Source organism: Yoonia ponticola (assembly GCF_014199395.1).
In the GTDB taxonomy this organism is placed as follows: domain Bacteria; phylum Pseudomonadota; class Alphaproteobacteria; order Rhodobacterales; family Rhodobacteraceae; genus Yoonia; species Yoonia ponticola.
Window position 1 is genome coordinate 132763 of sequence record NZ_JACIJM010000006.1, and the last position, 16517, is coordinate 149279.

Genomic DNA, 16517 nt, shown 5'->3' on the forward strand with positions numbered 1-16517 from the left:
GTTCAGTTATGGGCAGTCAACAAGATCAGGTGTCATCGCTATCACGTTTGGGGCTGCGTGCCGCGGGCGGGCGCGAGGCCAATATCACTGGGCTTTGCGTCGATAGTCGCGATGTGTCGCAAGGCGTATTATTCGCGGCATTGCCCGGTGCAAAAATCCACGGCGGGACCTTTATCGCAAAGGCAATCGCTGACGGTGCAACTGCCATTTTGACCGATCAGCAGGGCGCTGCAATCGCCGCCGACGCGCTATCAAAATCCGATGTCGCTTTGATCGTCGCTCAAGATCCGCGCCAAACGCTGGCTCAAACCGCGTCGCTTTGGTTCGGACCGCATCCTGCGAATGTGGTGGCTGTGACGGGCACCAATGGCAAGACGTCCGTGTCCACATTCTGTCGCCAAATCTGGGAAATCATGGGCTGCGCTGCCGTGAACCTTGGCACGACTGGGGTTGAGGGCGCGTGGAACTACCCGCTGCACCACACGACCCCTGAACCGATCACATTGCACCGCGTTTTGGCCGAAGCGACGCGTCAGGGAATCACCCACACCGCGATGGAAGCATCGTCGCATGGGCTGGATCAACGTCGCTTGGACGGGGTGATGTTGTCGGCTGCGGGCTTTACCAATTTCACGCAAGACCACCTAGATTATCACGAAACATTCGAAGCTTATTTCGACGCCAAAATGGGTCTGTTCACACGGGTTCTCGGCGAAGATGGCGTGGCTGTTGTTAACCTTGATGATCCGCGTGGCGAAGAAGTGGCGAGCATCTGCCTGTCGCGCGGCCAAGAGGTGATCGGCGTCGGACGTCACGCAGACGCACAACTGCAACTGACCGGACAACGCTTTGATTCCGTTGGACAAGACGTGTTGTTCAAGTGGCAGGGCACACGCTACCAAACCCGCCTCGATCTGATCGGCGGCTTCCAAGCCGAGAACGTTTTGCTGGCCGCTGGACTGTGCATCGCGTCGGGGTCAGAGCCCCATGACGTCATCGACGCTCTACAAGAATTAACCACGGTACGTGGCCGGATGGAACTCGCCGCGACCCGCGATAATGGTGCTGCGGTCTTCGTCGATTACGCCCATACACCCGACGCCGTAGCAACCGCGCTCAAGGCGATGCGCCCGCATGTGATGGGTCGGATCGTGGTGATCGTGGGGGCAGGCGGCGACCGCGACACGTCCAAACGTCCGCTCATGGGGGACGCCGCCGCGCAACACGCTGACGTTGTAATCGTGACCGACGACAACCCCCGTTCCGAAGACCCCGGAAGCATCCGCGCCGCTGTCATGGCCGGTGCGTTGAACGGCATCGGAACACCGTCCGTCACCGAAATTGGCGACCGCGCCGAAGCCATCCTGCGCGGCGTTGATTCGCTTGCACCGGGGGACGCATTATTAATCGCAGGTAAAGGCCACGAAAGCGGCCAAACCGTCGGCGACACCGTGCTGCCGTTTGATGATGTCGAACAAGCCAGCGTCGCTGTCGCCGCACTTGAGGGCCGGATATGACCTTATGGACCTCTGCCGACGCGGTCGCTGCCACTAACGGTAAAACCACCTGCGATTGGGTGGTCACGGGCGTCTCAATTGACACCCGCACGATCCAAGTTGGCGACCTTTTTGTGGCGCTGACCGATGTGCGCGACGGGCATGATTTCGTGGCAATGGCGCTGGAAAAAGGCGCCGCCGCGGCGCTTGTGTCGCGCAGACCTGAGGGTTTGCCAGAAGACGCGCCGCTATTGATCGTGCCAGATGTTCTGGTCGCCTTGGAACAGCTCGGCGCCGCTGCGCGTGCCAGAACCAACGCTCGTGTGATTGGCATCACCGGCTCTGTCGGGAAAACATCAACCAAAGAAATGATGCGTAGCGTGTTGGAAATGCAGGGAAAAACCCATGCGTCCATCGCATCTTACAACAACCATTGGGGCGTGCCGTTAACCTTGGCACGGATGCCTGCTGACACCGAATATGCGATCATTGAGATCGGGATGAGCAATCCTGGCGAAATTGCACCGCTCGCCAAACTCGCCAAACCGCACGTCGCAATGATCACGACCGTCGCACCCGCGCATCTCGAAGCATTCAACGACCTTGCCGGCATCACAGCCGAAAAAGCGTCGATCATGGACGGCTTGGAAACTGGCGGCATTGCGGTGCTGAACGGCGACATAGATACCGCCTCTGTCTTGCGCGACCACTTGGGCGATACCACGCCGATCTGGTTTGGACACGCCGACGGAAATGACTGGAAAATCAAAGACGTGCGCATCACGCCTGACGCGACTGTCATCCAAACGCACGGCGCGGGCGAAGACTACCTATTCAAGCTCGCCGTTCCGGGACGCCATTTTGCGATGAATGCCGTGGGCGTGTTGGCAGCTGTTCAGGCGTTGGGCGCTGACCCCGTGCGTGCAGCGCTTGATATCTTCCAGTGGTTGCCGCCAGCGGGGCGCGGAACACGCGAAGTGCTTGTGATTGATGGCGGCATTGACGACGGCACAATCGATTTGATCGACGATGCATTTAATGCAAATCCGACGTCCATGGCCGCCTCGTTAGAGGTGTTATCCGCCGTGCAACCCATTGATGATATTGGACGAATTGGCAAGGGGCGGCGCGTCGCGGTGCTGGGGGATATGCTGGAATTGGGAGCTGACGAGGTGGCCACGCACCGTGATCTCAGCCGCAATGAACATCTGCAAAAAGTAGACGTCGTGCACTGCGCTGGTCCGCGCATGAAACACCTTTGGGACGCGCTGCCCGACAATCAACGCGGCATGTGGCGCGAGACCGCCGAAGAGCTTGCGGCCCTTGCAAACAAGATGATTGACGCAGGCGATGTGGTGCTTGTGAAGGGCTCAAAAGGCAGCAAGGTCAGCCTAGTCGTTGACGCGATACGCAAACTGGGGCATCGGCATGCTCTCTAGGAAACCGGTCACAAAGGACTTGTGTACATGTTATATTGGCTAACGGCGCTGTCCGATGGTGGCGACTTTTTCAACCTGTTTCGCTACATCACTTTCCGCGCTGGCGGTGCGTTTCTGACGGCGCTGACCTTTGGTTTCCTGTTTGGTTTGCCACTGATCAACGTGCTGCGCAGACGGCAAGGCAAAGGACAACCTATCCGCGAAGACGGGCCTGAAGGACATTTTGCCAAAGCGGGCACACCGACGATGGGCGGACTGCTGATCGTGGGCGCGCTTACCACGTCCACGTTGCTCTGGGCGCGGTTGGATAACCCCTACGTCTGGATGGTCCTGTTCGTGACGTTGTCCTATGCGGCGATTGGTTTCGCAGACGATTACGCCAAAGTGTCCAAGCAGAACACTGCAGGCGTTTCTGGTCGTGTGCGGTTAGGGCTTGGCTTTATTATTGCAGCAATGGCAGGGCTTTGGGCCGCGTATTTCCATCCTGCGGATCTGACAAATCAACTCGCGGTTCCGATTTTCAAAGACGTTTTGTTCAACCTGTCGTTCATGTTTGTGCCATTCTCGGTGATCGTGATCGTGGGTGCAGCAAACGCTGTGAACCTGACAGACGGGCTGGACGGCTTGGCGATTATGCCGGTTATGATCGCGGCTGGTACGTTCGGTATTATCGCCTATTTCGTCGGTCGCGTCGATTTCTCGGAAAGCTTAGGGTTGCATTATGTGCCTGACTCTGGCGAGATTTTGATCTTTGCGGCGGGGCTTATTGGCGGCGGTTTGGGCTTCCTTTGGTACAACGCGCCACCTGCTGCCGTGTTCATGGGCGACACCGGATCGCTGGCGCTTGGTGGCGCATTGGGCGCGATTGCTGTGGCGACGAAACACGAGATCGTTTTGGCGATTGTCGGCGGCTTGTTTGTCGTCGAGGCGCTGTCGGTGATCATTCAGGTGTTCTACTTTAAGGCGACAGGCAAGCGCGTGTTCCTGATGGCACCGATCCACCACCACTACGAGAAAAAAGGCTGGGCAGAATCAACAATTGTGATCCGGTTCTGGATCATTTCATTGATCCTCGCGATGATTGGTCTTGCGACGTTGAAGGTCCGCTAAAGACTGCAAAAGCGTTAACGCGGGATAAGCCGCGTTAACCTTTGGGCGGAATTTTACCCATTTTCGAAAGTCACAAGCCGTGCACAAGGCGTGCACAACCCGTGCACAACCCGTGCACCGCCCTTGCACCTCGTGGCCGTTTGGTGGCACGACGTTCAGACAACAAGATTTAGGGGTGCAACATGATTCCAGTACAAGGGTTTCGCGGCCAAAAGGTCGCTGTTTTGGGCCTTGGTCGATCCGGAAAAACCGCCGCATTGGCGTTGCGCGCCGGTGGCGCAGAACCGATCGTTTGGGATGACGGCCAGCCAGCACGTGACGCCGCCCATGACGAAGGTTTCGATGTCGTTGACTTGACTAAATCGGTCGCGTTTGACGGTGTCTCGGCCTTGATCGTCAGCCCCGGCATTCCGCATTTGTACCCGAAACCACACCCCGTGATTTCCGCCGCATGGGACGCTGGCGTGCCTGTGGACAATGATATCGGCTTGTTTTTTCGGTCATTCGCGACCTCTGAGTGGGACGGTTTTGACACTGCGCCGCGCGTGATCGCGATTACCGGATCGAACGGAAAATCGACGACGTCTGCTTTGGTTCACCATATTTTGGTCGAAAACGGGCGGTCTGCGCAGCTTGCCGGGAATATCGGGCGGGGCGTTTTGGACATTGATCCGCCGTCCGATGGTGACATTGTCGTGCTGGAATTGTCGTCATACCAGACCGATTTGGCGCGTGCGTTGACGCCGGATATCGCGGTATTAACCAACCTTAGCCCTGACCATCTGGACCGTCATGCGGGGCCGGGCGGGTATTTTGCTGCCAAACGTCGACTGTTCGCAGAAGGTGGACCGGACCGTGCGGTGATCGGCGTGGACGAGGACGAAGGGCGCTATTTGGCGAACCAATTGGCGGACCATTTGGCTGATGATCGGGTGATCCGCGTGTCGTCTGGTCAGAAATTGGACCAAGGCGGTTGGACCGTTTTCGCGAAAAAAGGGTTCTTGTCAGAGTATCGCAAGGGCCGTCAGGTGGCCTCTGTCGATCTACGTGAGGTTGCAGGATTACCGGGCGCGCATAACCATCAGAATGCCTGCGCGGCCTACGCCGCTTGCCGGACATTGGGGTTAAGTCCAAAGGGGATCGAGGCCGCGATGCGGACTTATCCGGGGTTGCCGCATCGCAGCCAAGTGATCGCACAGGTCGGCGGCGTGACCTATGTGAACGATAGTAAAGCGACCAATGTTGATAGCGCTGCCAAAGCGTTAGCCGCGTTCCCGAAGGTGCGTTGGATTTGCGGGGGCTTGCAAAAAGAAGGCGGCTTGGCCGGATTGCATGCGTCGTTGGATCATGTGGTTCGCGCCTATGTTATCGGCCGCGAGGCGGATGCATTTGCGCGTGATTTGCCAGGTGTTGATGCCGCAATTTGCACAACGATGCAGGCCGCAGTTGCAGCGGCCGTCGCGGATGCGTTGCCCGGTGAAGTTGTGCTGTTGGCGCCTGCTGCCGCGTCGTTTGATCAATACGATAACTTCGAGCAGCGTGGCGATGATTTCACCGCGCAGGTCAAGACCGCTTTAGCGGTTTAATAGGGTTGTGAAGCTGCCGCTTGAGACGGCTTGCGGATGGACCACGCCGATGACGCAGGTGATTTGCGGGATGTCGGCGAGTTGTGCGATGGCTAGGCGGTGAAACCCTTGGTTGCCGAATAGCGGTGCGCCGTTGCGGTCGATGTGCACGAGGATACCTGTGCGGGCGTTTGCCGTTTCGGACAGCGGCGCGGGCAGGGCGCCTGCCGATTTGGTTTTGTCCCACAGATCGTCGAGGCGGGCGTAGCGGGCGACGAGATCCGCTTTGGTCCGGCAGGCGTCGTATTTACCCTGTGATGCGATTTTTTCAAACCCGTAGGTCATGGCTCGGGTTTGGTCCCAAGGGGTGCCGTCGTGAAAATGCTTCAAACAAGATTGAAATTTTAAGGATGATCGGAACGGGCGGGTCGCAAGGTCCCAATCGCCGTCTAGGATTTGGCCGGTTTGCCAGTGTCCGATCCGCATGTTGTCGTTTTTCGCGCGGTGGTAACGGTTCGTTAACTCCGAGGGTGTAAATGTGATGCGCGTGTTGGGCCGTGGCGCGTCGGGGCCGTGGCGTAGACGATTTGCAACACTGCGGACGCCGGAATGAACCAGCGCTGTGTGCCATGCGCGTGTGATCAGGTCCGACGCGGCGTGGCTCATTTATGCGCGGCCTTGATTGCTTGCCCCGCTGCCCAGCCGGATGACCATGCCCATTGGAAATTGTAACCGCCGAGCCAGCCCGTGACGTCGACCGCCTCGCCGATGAAATAAAGACCGGGCACGGATTTTACGCCCATGGTTTTGGAGGAAAGCGCGTCTGTATTGACGCCGCCAAGCGTGACTTCGGCGGTGCGATACCCTTCGGAACCGGAGGGCAGCAGATCCCACGACGCGAGGTCGGCACAAATGGCTTGCAGGCGTACATCGCTGTGGTCGGCGATGTTGCCGTGCAGCGCGAATTCGTCTTTGATATAGTCGATCAAACGCGCGGGCAGGTGCTGTGACATGATAGTCGTCAGCGCCTTTTTCGGGGATGTCGTGCGGGCGCTGCGCAGTTTGTCGTAAAGGTCAGCGGTGGGGATCAGGTTGACGGTGATCGCATCGCCTTCGGTCCAGTAACTAGAGGCTTGCAGGATCGCAGGGCCGGACAATCCACGGTGGGTGAACAGCAGCGCCTCTGAAAATGTTGTATCGTTTGTCGTGACATTTGAAGGGGTTGCGACGCCCGCCAGCAGTTTGAACCTGTCGTCGCTAAAGGTCAGCGGCACCAGACCGGGGCGCGGCGTGATCACATCGACGTCGAATTGCGCAGCGATTTGATAGGCGAGGCCAGTTGCCCCCATTTTCGGGATGGATTTGCCGCCAGTCGCCACAATTAGGTTCGTCGCGGTCACGGCGGTCTCTGTGCCGTCGCGGGTCAGGGTCGCGATGAAATGTGTGCCATCATGTGCGATATCACTGATGGATGTGTTCAGCATCAGCTGTGCGCCAGCCTTGTCCATTTCGGCGCGCAGCATGGCGACGACGTCTTTGGCGGTATCGTCGCAAAACAATTGGCCCAGCGTTTTCTCGTGCCATGCGATTTTGTAATCCGATACCAGATTGATGAAATCCCACTGCGTGTACCGCTTGAGCGCGGATTTCGCGAAATGTCGGTTCTGGCTGATAAATTGTGCGGGTGTGGTGCCGATATTGGTGAAATTACAGCGCCCACCGCCGGAAATACGAATTTTTTCGCCAGCAGCTTTAGCGTGGTCGATAATGACAACGCCGGGACCGGAATGAGCGGCAGCCATCATGCCAGCGGCACCTGCGCCAAGGATAAGTGTTTGGATATGCATCATCAGTGGGTGGCCTGAAACGGGCGGCAGTTCAAGAGGCAGCGGGCGTATGAGTTGTTTTGGCGAAATGAAGTTGGGGGGCGTGGCCAAAAAGGGCGTTATTTTTAGTGGCATGATGTGTCTGATCGGGTTATGGTCGCAAAATATAGACCCGCAAAAGCGGGCGCAGAGGCAGTAAGAGCGGTGATCCATGACGGAAATGGTCTATGGCACGGTCCCGGTTCGCACCGGAGACCCTATTCTTCCACGTTGGTGGCGCACGATCGATCGGTGGACGATGTCGTGTATTTTGATCCTGTTCGGGATTGGATTGATGCTAGGGCTGGCGTCTTCGCCGCCTTTGGCAGCCAAAAACGGGCTTGATCCGTTCCATTATGTGTCGCGTCAGGCAGTCTTTGGCGGCATGGCGATGTTTGTGATGGTGGGCGTCTCGATGATGCCGCCGCAACTGGTACGTCGCTGGGCCGTTGTTGGTTTCGCGCTGTCCTTTGTGGCCTTGGCGTTGCTGCCCGTGCTGGGAACCGACTTTGGTAAAGGTGCTGTGCGCTGGTATTCCTTGGGGTTCGCATCCGTGCAGCCGTCCGAATTTTTGAAGCCCGGCTTTGTCGTTGTTGCCGCATGGATGCTGGCCGCAGGACAGGCGGTTGGTGGCCCACCGGGCAAGATGTATTCGTTCGGATTGACTGTGATTATCTGCACATTCCTCGCGTTGCAGCCTGACTTTGGCCAAGCGTGTCTGGTTTTGTTCTCATGGGGTGTCATGTATTTTGTCGGCGGCGCGCCGATGTTTTTGCTGCTGGGCCTCGCCGGAATTGTCGTTGCTGCGGGCACATTTGCGTATGCAAATTCAGAGCACTTTGCCCGTCGGATTGATGGTTTTCTGTCGCCTGACGTGGACCCGACAACCCAGCTTGGCTATGCCACGAATGCTATCCGTGAAGGTGGTTTCTTTGGCGTAGGTGTGGGCGAAGGTCAGGTGAAATGGTCGCTGCCCGATGCGCATACCGACTTTATTATTGCTGTGGCCGCCGAGGAATACGGGCTGATTTGCGTCGCTGTGATCCTAGCACTTTATGCGACAATCGTTGTCCGGTCGTTGACCCGTTTGATGAAAGAACGTGATCCGTTTATTCGTCTTGCTGGGACCGGTTTGGCGTGTGCCTTTGGCGTGCAGGCGATGATTAACATGGGTGTGGCCGTGCGTCTGTTGCCTGCTAAGGGCATGACGTTGCCGTTTGTATCTTACGGCGGCTCTTCCTTGATTGCGGGGGGCATTGCTGTGGGCATGTTGCTTGCATTTACGCGGTCACGTCCGCAGGGCGAATTGGCTGATATGTTGGGCCGGAGGCAAGGTTAATGGCGGCACCATTACTGATTATCGCGGCAGGCGGGACGGGCGGACATATGTTCCCTGCCCAAGCTTTGGCCGAAGCTATGTTGGCGAATGGCTGGCGTGTGCGCTTGTCCACGGACGCCCGTGGCGCACGGTATACGGCTGGTTTTCCTGACGCGGTTGATGTGTCTGTTGTCGGCTCTGCGACGTTTGCGCGGGGCGGTATTGGCGCGAAACTGGCGGTGCCGTTCCGGATCATTGTCGGCGCAGTTTCCGCAATTGGCCGCATGATTAAGGATCGGCCCGTCGTGGTTGTGGGCTTTGGCGGCTACCCCGCGATCCCTGCAATGACGGCTGCTTGGGTGTTGCGGGTGCCGCGGATGATCCACGAACAAAATGGTGTTTTGGGGCGTGTGAACCAGCTCTTTGCAAAGCGTGTGGACAAGATTGCGTGCGGCACGTGGCCGACCGAATTGCCTGCGGGTGTTGAGGGTATTCATACCGGAAACCCCGTGCGTGCCGCGATTTTAGACCGTGCGGCTGCCCCTTATATCCCGCCCGGCGATTACCCGATGTCGATTGTCGTGATGGGTGGGTCGCAAGGCGCGCGCATCCTGTCGGACGTGGTGCCGCCTGCGATTGCGAACCTGCCAATGGCGATGCGCAAGAATATCCGTGTGGCGCAACAAGCCCGCGAAGAGGATTTAGACCGCGTCGCTGATTTTTACGCGGCTGAAGGCATCAAGGCCGATGTGCAGACGTTTTTCACGGATGTGCCGGAACGTCTCGCGGATGCGCAACTGGTGATTGCCCGCTCTGGCGCGTCCACGGTTGCAGACGTCAGCGTGATCGGCCGCCCTGCGATTTGGGTGCCGCTTGCGTCTGCGATCCGCAACGAACAGGCCGCAAATGCCCGCGAATTGGTCGAAGCGGGCGCTGCCGTGATGATGGAAGAAACGGTGTTTGAGGTGGACGCATTGTCGGCCCAGATCGCCGCGATATTAAGCGATACAGACGGGGCGATGCGGATGTCACATGCGGCGGTGCGATGCGCCGTGCCTGATGCGACCGACCGCCTACAAGCTCTTGTTGAAACGCTGGCCAATGGGTCAGAAACCTAAGTTATGAGAAAGCCTAAGACGATGAAATCTGCGACAAAACTGCCTCTTGATATCGGTCCGATCCACTTTGTTGGGATTGGCGGTATTGGTATGTCGGGGATCGCAGAAGTCCTGCTGGAACACGGCTATACCGTGCAAGGATCGGACCTGAAGGCGTCGAAAATTACCGACCGTCTGGTCACGCTGGGAGCCAAGGTTTTTGTCGGCCAAGCTGCTGAAAATCTGGAAGGCGCTGAGGTCATTGTGATCTCAAGTGCGATCAAAACGGGCAATCCGGAACTGGATACTGCCCGCGCCCAAGGGCTGCCCGTTGTGCGCCGTGCTGAAATGCTGGCCGAGTTGATGCGGCTCAAGTCGAATATCGCCGTCGCAGGCACCCACGGCAAGACGACGACCACCACGATGGTTGCCGCGTTGCTGGACGAAGGCGGGATTGATCCGACGGTGATTAACGGCGGGATTATTCACGCTTACGACTCGAATGCCCGTATGGGGCAGGGCGAGTGGATGGTGGTCGAAGCCGACGAATCTGACGGGACTTTCAACCGCTTACCAGCCACGATTGCGATTGTGACGAACATTGATCCAGAGCACATGGATCACTGGGGCACGATTGAAAACCTGCGCCAAGGCTTCATCGATTTTACATCAAATATTCCGTTTTACGGGCTTGCTGTTTGCTGCACGGATCATCCCGAGGTCCAGTCGCTTGTCGGCAAAATCCGTGACCGCCGCGTGACGACATTCGGGTTCAACGCCCAAGCGGACGTGCGGGCGATAAATCTGACCTACAAAGCGGGCGTCGCGCATTTCGACATCGCGTTGCAGGCCGAAGATATCGTGATCGAAGGCTGCGAATTGCCGATGCCGGGCGATCATAACGTGTCGAACGCCTTGTCCGCTGTCGCCGTGGCGCGGCATTTGGGCATGTCAGCGGACGCGATTAAATCAGCACTTAAAGGCTTCGGCGGGGTGAACCGCCGCTTTACCAAGGTTGGCGAAGTGGACGGTGTGACGATCATCGACGACTACGGCCACCATCCCGTTGAAATCGCCGCCGTGCTGAAAGCCGCACGCCAAGCCACAGAGGGCCGCGTGATCGCCGTGCATCAGCCGCACCGCTTTTCACGGCTTCACCATCACTTTGCCGAATTCTGTGCCTGTTTCAACGACGCCGATGTAGTTGGTATTGCTGATATTTTTGCCGCTGGCGAAGATCCTATTCCCGGTGCAGGCCGCGACGATCTGGTGCAAGGTCTGATCGCCCACGGCCACCGCCACGTGCGCGCTGTGGAAAGCGAAGACGACCTGATGCGTCTGGTCAAAGAACAAGCGCGACCGGGCGATATGGTTGTCTGCCTCGGGGCTGGTACGATTTCAGCTTGGGCGAACGCGCTGCCCGCACGGCTAAAGGGTGCGTGATGTCCGGTGCGGGCATCGGTTGGTTTGACACCGTGAAAATCGGATTTGGGTTGGCTGGATTTACGCGGCCACATGTCACGAGAATAAAGGTCGAAAGATCATGAATATGGCCGCGTTTGCCGCCTGCATTTGGGTGATTGCCTCTGCGATCGTCGCGTTTTTACCGATGAGACGGCAGTATTTTCCGGGCATTCTGCTGTTGATCGCGGCACCCGTGATTATTGTCTGGCTCGGCTACGCTTATGGTTGGTTGATTGCTGTCGTGGGGTTGTTTGGGTTTGTATCGATGTTCCGTAATCCGTTAATTTATATTTACCGTCGCTTGCGCGGCGAAACCCCGGAGGTGCCGAAATGACTTGGTCTTTGACGTGTGCGTTGCTGTGGTTGGTCGCTGCAAATGTGATGGCTTTGATGCCGTCAAAAGATAACCACTGGCGTCGCGCATATGTGTTGATCGCGATTGGCGTTCCATTGCTGGGCTGGGTGACGGCGCAGCATGGCCCTTGGGTCGCGTTGGTGTTTCTTGCCGCTGGCATGTCCGTGTTGCGCTGGCCTGTGATATACTTGTCCCGTTGGGTGCGCTCGACCATGGTAAAGGACTAAATAGTGGCTAATTTTCTGGTGCTTGTGGTGATGTCTGCAGCGGGTTTGATCCCATGCATAACCGCCGCTGTGTGGATGAAGGCCGGAAAAGTCGGCTGGACGTTAACTTTGTTTGCGATATTGGGCGCGTGTTTGGCGTTGTCGGTCCAAGCATCGACCCGTTTGATGGGCGTGGACCCGATCAAAGCGATTGCCGCCGCGTCATTGGTGTTTTTGCCCGCGACGATTGGATGTGCGGTTGGCGCATTGCTGGGCTGGATGATAGAGCGGCAGCGCGTGAAGAAGTTTCAAGGAAAATAACCATGTTTGATCTGCCAGACGTTCGCGGCACCCTGACCAAGGACCGTGCCTTGGATAGTTTGACGTGGATGCGGGTTGGTGGACCAGCCGACGTGCTGTTCCAGCCTGCGGATGTGGATGATCTGGCTGCGTTTTTGGCTGCACTTGACCCAAGCGTACCTGTGTTTGTGATGGGCGTCGGGTCGAACCTGATCGTGCGTGACGGCGGTATTCGCGGCGTTGTGATCCGCATGGGGCGCGGGTTTAACGGCATCGAGATTGGCGAACAGGTTGTCGCGGGTGCGGCTGCATTGGACGCCCATGTGGCGCGTAAAGCGGCGGCGGAGGGGCTAGATCTGACGTTCCTGCGCACCATCCCCGGCACCATTGGCGGTGCTGTTCGGATGAACGCGGGCTGTTATGGCACCTATGTCGCGGATGTTTTGCAAAGTGTGGATGTTGTTTACCGTGATGGGTCGCGCGGCACGATTGCTGCGGCTGATCTGGATTTACAATATCGGCAAAGCACATTGGCCGAAGGTGCCGTCATCGTCAGTGCCACGTTGAACGCCCCCAAGGGCGACGCGGACCTGCTGGAACAACGCATGGCGGATCAGCTCGCCAAACGCGACGAAACCCAACCCACAAAGGACCGCACGGCTGGGTCCACGTTCCGCAATCCCGCTGGTTTTTCATCAACGGGGCAGGCCGATGACAGCCACGAATTGAAAGCGTGGAAGGTTATCGACGACGCTGGCATGCGTGGTGCGACCGTCGGCGGGGCCGTGATGAACGTGATGCATTCCAACTTTTTGACCAATGCGGGGGGGGCTACGGCGGCGGACCTCGAAGAATTGGGCGAACAGGTGCGAAAAAAGGTTTACGCCGACTCAGGCATCACGTTACAATGGGAAATCAAGCGGGTCGGCAACCCCAAGGTTTCAGACACGTAAGATAAGGTCCAACAACGGACCAAATGGCGAACGACGGGGCGCAAAGTCCCGCGAATAAGGCGGTGGGTATGTCGAGCAGGGCAAACCCGAAAGTTGTTGTTTTGATGGGCGGACCATCGGCAGAGCGTGATGTATCGCTCTCTACCGGTCGTGAATGTGCAGCAGCTTTGCGGGTATCGGGATGTGACGTGATTGAAGTAGACGCAGGTGAAGTCACCAGCGCCGCTTTGGCCGTTCAACTACAAGATATAGCGCCGGATGCGGTTTTCAATGCCTTGCACGGTCGGTGGGGTGAAGACGGCTGTATTCAGGGTATGCTGGAATGGTTACGCATTCCTTACACGCACTCGGGTGTGTTGGCGTCGGCTATTACGATGGACAAGCAACGCACCAAAGAAATTTACGCCGCAAATGACTTGCCGTTCATGCATTCCGTCATCGCAAAACGCGCTGATGTTGAGGCAGCACATGTCTTGAAGCCACCGTATGTGGTGAAGCCTTTTAACGAAGGCTCGTCAGTTGGCATATATATAGTAGACGAAATGGCGAATAGCCCGCCCAAACTGGCGGACGACATGCCTGATCTGGTGATGGTAGAGACCTATGCACCGGGCCGCGAATTAACCACGGCAGTGATGGGCGACCGCGCCTTGACCGTCACAGATATCGTGACGGACGGCTGGTACGATTACGCCGCAAAGTACGAAGCAGGCGGGTCGCGCCACGTGATCCCCGCAGAGTTGCCGCAAGAGATTTTTGATGCCTGTATGGCGTACGCCTTGCGCGCCCATCAGGTTCTGGGGTGTCGCGGTCTGTCGCGCACTGATTTCCGCTGGGACGAAAGCCGCGGGTTGGACGGGCTGATCTTGCTCGAAACAAACACCCAACCGGGGATGACGCCGACATCGCTGGCCCCAGAGCAAGCCGACAAGATGGGCGTCTCGTTCCCTGATCTGTGCCGCTGGTTAGTCGAGGATGCATCATGCGATCGTTAATCCGCAGACACCCGTTAGAACGCAAAGCCGCCGCGCAGTCGAAAAACCTGCGTGCGCCGCGTGATCCTGCACCGTCAAAATGGCATTACCGCTACCAACGCTGGATGTTGACGCCGGGTGTGCGTACCGCCGTGCGTGTTGGATCGCCCGTTGCTGTGATCGCGATCATCGCGTCCTTGTGGCTGTCGAGCGATAACAACCGCGCGCTGATTGGCGAAAAATATGCGTCTGTTAAGGCAAGCCTGCAGCAGCGCCCCGAATTTATCATGACCGAGTTCAACATCATCGGCGCTGACCCACAGACGACCGCTGACATTGCTGGCATTCTTCCTGTCGAGTTTCCTGTGTCGTCGTTTGATCTGGATATGGAAGAGCTGCGCGAGACGGTTGAACAACTGTACGCGATTAAATCCGCTCGTGTCCGTGTTGGCGAGAACGGCATGCTGGACGTTGACGTGACGCCGCGCATTGCAGTCGCTGTCTGGCGGGACCGCAATACGCTGCGCTTGATTGATGCCGACGGGATTATCGCGGGCATTATCGAGGAACGCGCAGAGCGCCGCGATTTGCCGTTGATTGCGGGTGATGGCGCATTTGAGAATATCGACGAGGCATTAACCCTGTTCCAGACGGCTGAGCCGCTTCGTGAACGGGTGCGGGGCCTTGTGCGGATGGGTGATCGGCGTTGGGATTTGGTATTGGATCGGGGGCAACGTCTGTTGTTGCCAGCTGACAATCCGATCACGGCACTTGATCGGATGATTGTATTAAACGACGCGCAAGACATGCTCGACCGGGACGTGGCGGTGGTCGATATGCGTAATCCAAAAAGAGCTGTTCTAAGAATGACAGCCGAGGCAGCAAATGCTTACCGCAGAGTAAGCGACACAGGGAACTAACGAATGCGGGACTTATATGAGAGCCAACGCGCGATGCGCAACATGCGCAAAGCGGCGATGCAACGCGGTGTGGTGGCGATTTTGGACGTGGGCACATCCAAGATTGCATGCCTCGTGCTGCGCTTTGACGAGGCAAAACCGCTGGACGCCGAAGGTGTCGGGTCGATGGCCGGGCAATCGTCGTTCCGCGTGATTGGTGCGGCGACCACCCGTTCGCGCGGTGTGCGCTTTGGTGAAGTTGACGCGATGCAAGAAACCGAACGTGCCATTCGCACGGCGGTCAATGCGGCGCAAAAGATGGCGCAGGTCCGTGTGGATCACGTGATTGCCTGTCTGTCCGGTGCGCGGCCACGGTCATACGGCCTTGATGGTGCGCTTGATCTCGAAGGCGGCATGGTCACGGAACAAGACATCGCACAGGTCATGGCGTCTTGTGATGTGCCTGATTACGGCGAAGATCGCGAAGTGCTGCACGCGCAGCCTGTGAACTTTGCTTTGGATAATCGGTCAGGAATGGCCGATCCGCGTGGTCTTGTTGGTAATATGTTAACCACTGACATGCATATGTTGACCGTAGATGCGGTGGCTGTGCAGAATATTTTCTTCTGTATCAAACGCTGCGATCTGGAATTGGCGGGCCTTGCGTCCTCTGCTTATGTGTCGGGAATGTCGTCGCTGGTCGAGGATGAACAAGAACTTGGTGCGGCCTGCATTGATATGGGGGGCGGTGCGACGGGGATTTCGGTCTTCATGCGCAAACACATGATCTACACCGACGCTGTCCGTATGGGCGGCGACCACATCACGTCTGATATTTCGATGGGCCTGCAGGTTCCATTGGCAACGGCAGAGCGGATCAAGACATTTTACGGCGGCGTCATGGCCACCGGCATGGATGACCGCGAAATGATCGAGATCGGCGGTAACACCGGCGATTGGGAACACGACCGCCGGACTGTATCGCGTGCCGAGTTGATTGGCATCATGCGTCCACGTGTCGAAGAAATTCTGGAAGAGGTGCGGGCGCGTTTGGATGCGGCCGGATTTGAGCATCTGCCGTCACAAAAGATCGTGTTGACAGGCGGCGCCAGCCAAATTCCAGGGCTAGATGGATTGGCCACCAAGATACTTGGCCAGCAGGTGCGCCTTGGGCGTCCGCTACGTGTGCAGGGCTTGCCTCAGGCAGCAACGGGTCCGGCATTTGCAGCGGCTGTGGGCATGACTTTGTTCGCGGCGAATCCACAAGACGAATGGTGGGACTTTGAAATCCCCGCAGATCGTAATGCGTCAAGGTCGTTCAGGCGGGCCGTAAAGTGGTTCAAAGACAACTGGTAGTACGCAAGATTTCGCCGGTTACGCTAGATCGGGGTTAAATGCTGCTAAAATCGGCCATATTTTGTGGCCATTGCGCGTTTTTTCCGTGACCTCAGAGCTTCTGAGGTCTAAGATCGGCGT

General features: G+C 57.5%; 16 protein-coding genes. 14 read left to right on the forward strand and 2 right to left on the reverse strand.

Annotated elements, in window-relative coordinates:
* Positions 1 to 8 precede the first annotated feature (8 nt).
* From FHS72_RS11965 to murD, 4 genes are all read left to right on the forward strand, one after another.
* The gene (locus FHS72_RS11965; protein WP_183529402.1) at positions 9 to 1517 is read left to right on the forward strand and encodes a UDP-N-acetylmuramoyl-L-alanyl-D-glutamate--2,6-diaminopimelate ligase; all 1509 of its coding nucleotides are present in this window, start codon (positions 9 to 11) and stop codon (positions 1515 to 1517) included.
* Positions 1514 to 2935: a UDP-N-acetylmuramoyl-tripeptide--D-alanyl-D-alanine ligase gene (locus tag FHS72_RS11970; protein WP_183529404.1), complete on the forward strand. Its 1422-nt coding sequence runs from the start codon at positions 1514 to 1516 to the stop codon at positions 2933 to 2935. The genes FHS72_RS11965 and FHS72_RS11970 overlap by 4 nt, the downstream gene beginning before the upstream one ends.
* A gap of 27 nt (positions 2936 to 2962) precedes the next feature.
* Complete coding sequence (mraY, locus tag FHS72_RS11975; protein WP_183529407.1) at positions 2963 to 4045, forward strand: phospho-N-acetylmuramoyl-pentapeptide-transferase; 1083 nt, start codon at positions 2963 to 2965, stop codon at positions 4043 to 4045.
* A 182-nt stretch (positions 4046 to 4227) separates the two neighbouring features.
* Positions 4228 to 5631, forward strand: coding sequence for a UDP-N-acetylmuramoyl-L-alanine--D-glutamate ligase (murD, locus tag FHS72_RS11980; RefSeq protein ID WP_183529409.1), 1404 nt, complete (start codon positions 4228 to 4230; stop codon positions 5629 to 5631).
* Here murD and FHS72_RS11985 read toward each other — a convergent pair.
* The gene (locus FHS72_RS11985; protein WP_183529411.1) at positions 5620 to 6276 is read right to left on the reverse strand and encodes a hypothetical protein; all 657 of its coding nucleotides are present in this window, start codon (positions 6274 to 6276) and stop codon (positions 5620 to 5622) included. The genes murD and FHS72_RS11985 overlap by 12 nt on opposite strands.
* Positions 6273 to 7457, reverse strand: a complete 1185-nt coding sequence (locus tag FHS72_RS11990; protein WP_183529580.1) for a BaiN/RdsA family NAD(P)/FAD-dependent oxidoreductase — start codon at positions 7455 to 7457, stop codon at positions 6273 to 6275. Before FHS72_RS11990 ends, FHS72_RS11985 begins: the two co-directional genes overlap by 4 nt.
* Before the next feature lie 190 nt (positions 7458 to 7647).
* Here FHS72_RS11990 and ftsW point away from each other — a divergent pair, with 190 nt between their 5' ends.
* From ftsW to ftsA, 10 genes are all read left to right on the forward strand, one after another.
* Positions 7648 to 8814 (forward strand): putative lipid II flippase FtsW, encoded by a 1167-nt coding sequence (gene ftsW / locus FHS72_RS11995; RefSeq protein ID WP_183529413.1) that lies wholly within the window; start codon positions 7648 to 7650, stop codon positions 8812 to 8814.
* Positions 8814 to 9911, forward strand: a complete 1098-nt coding sequence (locus tag FHS72_RS12000; protein WP_183529415.1) for a UDP-N-acetylglucosamine--N-acetylmuramyl-(pentapeptide) pyrophosphoryl-undecaprenol N-acetylglucosamine transferase — start codon at positions 8814 to 8816, stop codon at positions 9909 to 9911. The genes ftsW and FHS72_RS12000 overlap by 1 nt, the downstream gene beginning before the upstream one ends.
* 21 nt (positions 9912 to 9932) lie before the next feature.
* Positions 9933 to 11333, forward strand: a complete 1401-nt coding sequence (murC, locus tag FHS72_RS12005; RefSeq protein ID WP_183529417.1) for a UDP-N-acetylmuramate--L-alanine ligase — start codon at positions 9933 to 9935, stop codon at positions 11331 to 11333.
* A gap of 100 nt (positions 11334 to 11433) precedes the next feature.
* Positions 11434 to 11688, forward strand: coding sequence for a DUF2484 family protein (locus tag FHS72_RS12010; protein ID WP_183529419.1), 255 nt, complete (start codon positions 11434 to 11436; stop codon positions 11686 to 11688).
* Complete coding sequence (locus tag FHS72_RS12015; RefSeq protein ID WP_183529422.1) at positions 11685 to 11936, forward strand: DUF2484 family protein; 252 nt, start codon at positions 11685 to 11687, stop codon at positions 11934 to 11936. The genes FHS72_RS12010 and FHS72_RS12015 overlap by 4 nt, the downstream gene beginning before the upstream one ends.
* Positions 11937 to 11939: 3 nt before the next feature.
* Entirely contained in the window at positions 11940 to 12236 is a 297-nt protein-coding gene (locus FHS72_RS12020; protein ID WP_183529424.1) for a UDP-N-acetylmuramate--alanine ligase, read from the forward strand.
* Positions 12237 to 12238: 2 nt separating this feature from the next.
* On the forward strand, positions 12239 to 13168 hold the full coding sequence (gene murB / locus FHS72_RS12025) for a UDP-N-acetylmuramate dehydrogenase (RefSeq protein ID WP_183529426.1): 930 nt from the start codon (positions 12239 to 12241) through the stop codon (positions 13166 to 13168).
* Positions 13169 to 13236: 68 nt separating this feature from the next.
* Positions 13237 to 14163: a D-alanine--D-alanine ligase gene (locus FHS72_RS12030; protein WP_183529428.1), complete on the forward strand. Its 927-nt coding sequence runs from the start codon at positions 13237 to 13239 to the stop codon at positions 14161 to 14163.
* A complete protein-coding gene (locus FHS72_RS12035; protein ID WP_183529430.1) occupies positions 14151 to 15062 on the forward strand; it encodes a cell division protein FtsQ/DivIB in 912 nt (303 codons plus the stop codon). Before FHS72_RS12030 ends, FHS72_RS12035 begins: the two co-directional genes overlap by 13 nt.
* 3 nt (positions 15063 to 15065) lie before the next feature.
* On the forward strand, positions 15066 to 16397 hold the full coding sequence (ftsA, locus tag FHS72_RS12040) for a cell division protein FtsA (RefSeq protein ID WP_183529432.1): 1332 nt from the start codon (positions 15066 to 15068) through the stop codon (positions 16395 to 16397).
* Positions 16398 to 16517 lie beyond the last annotated feature (120 nt).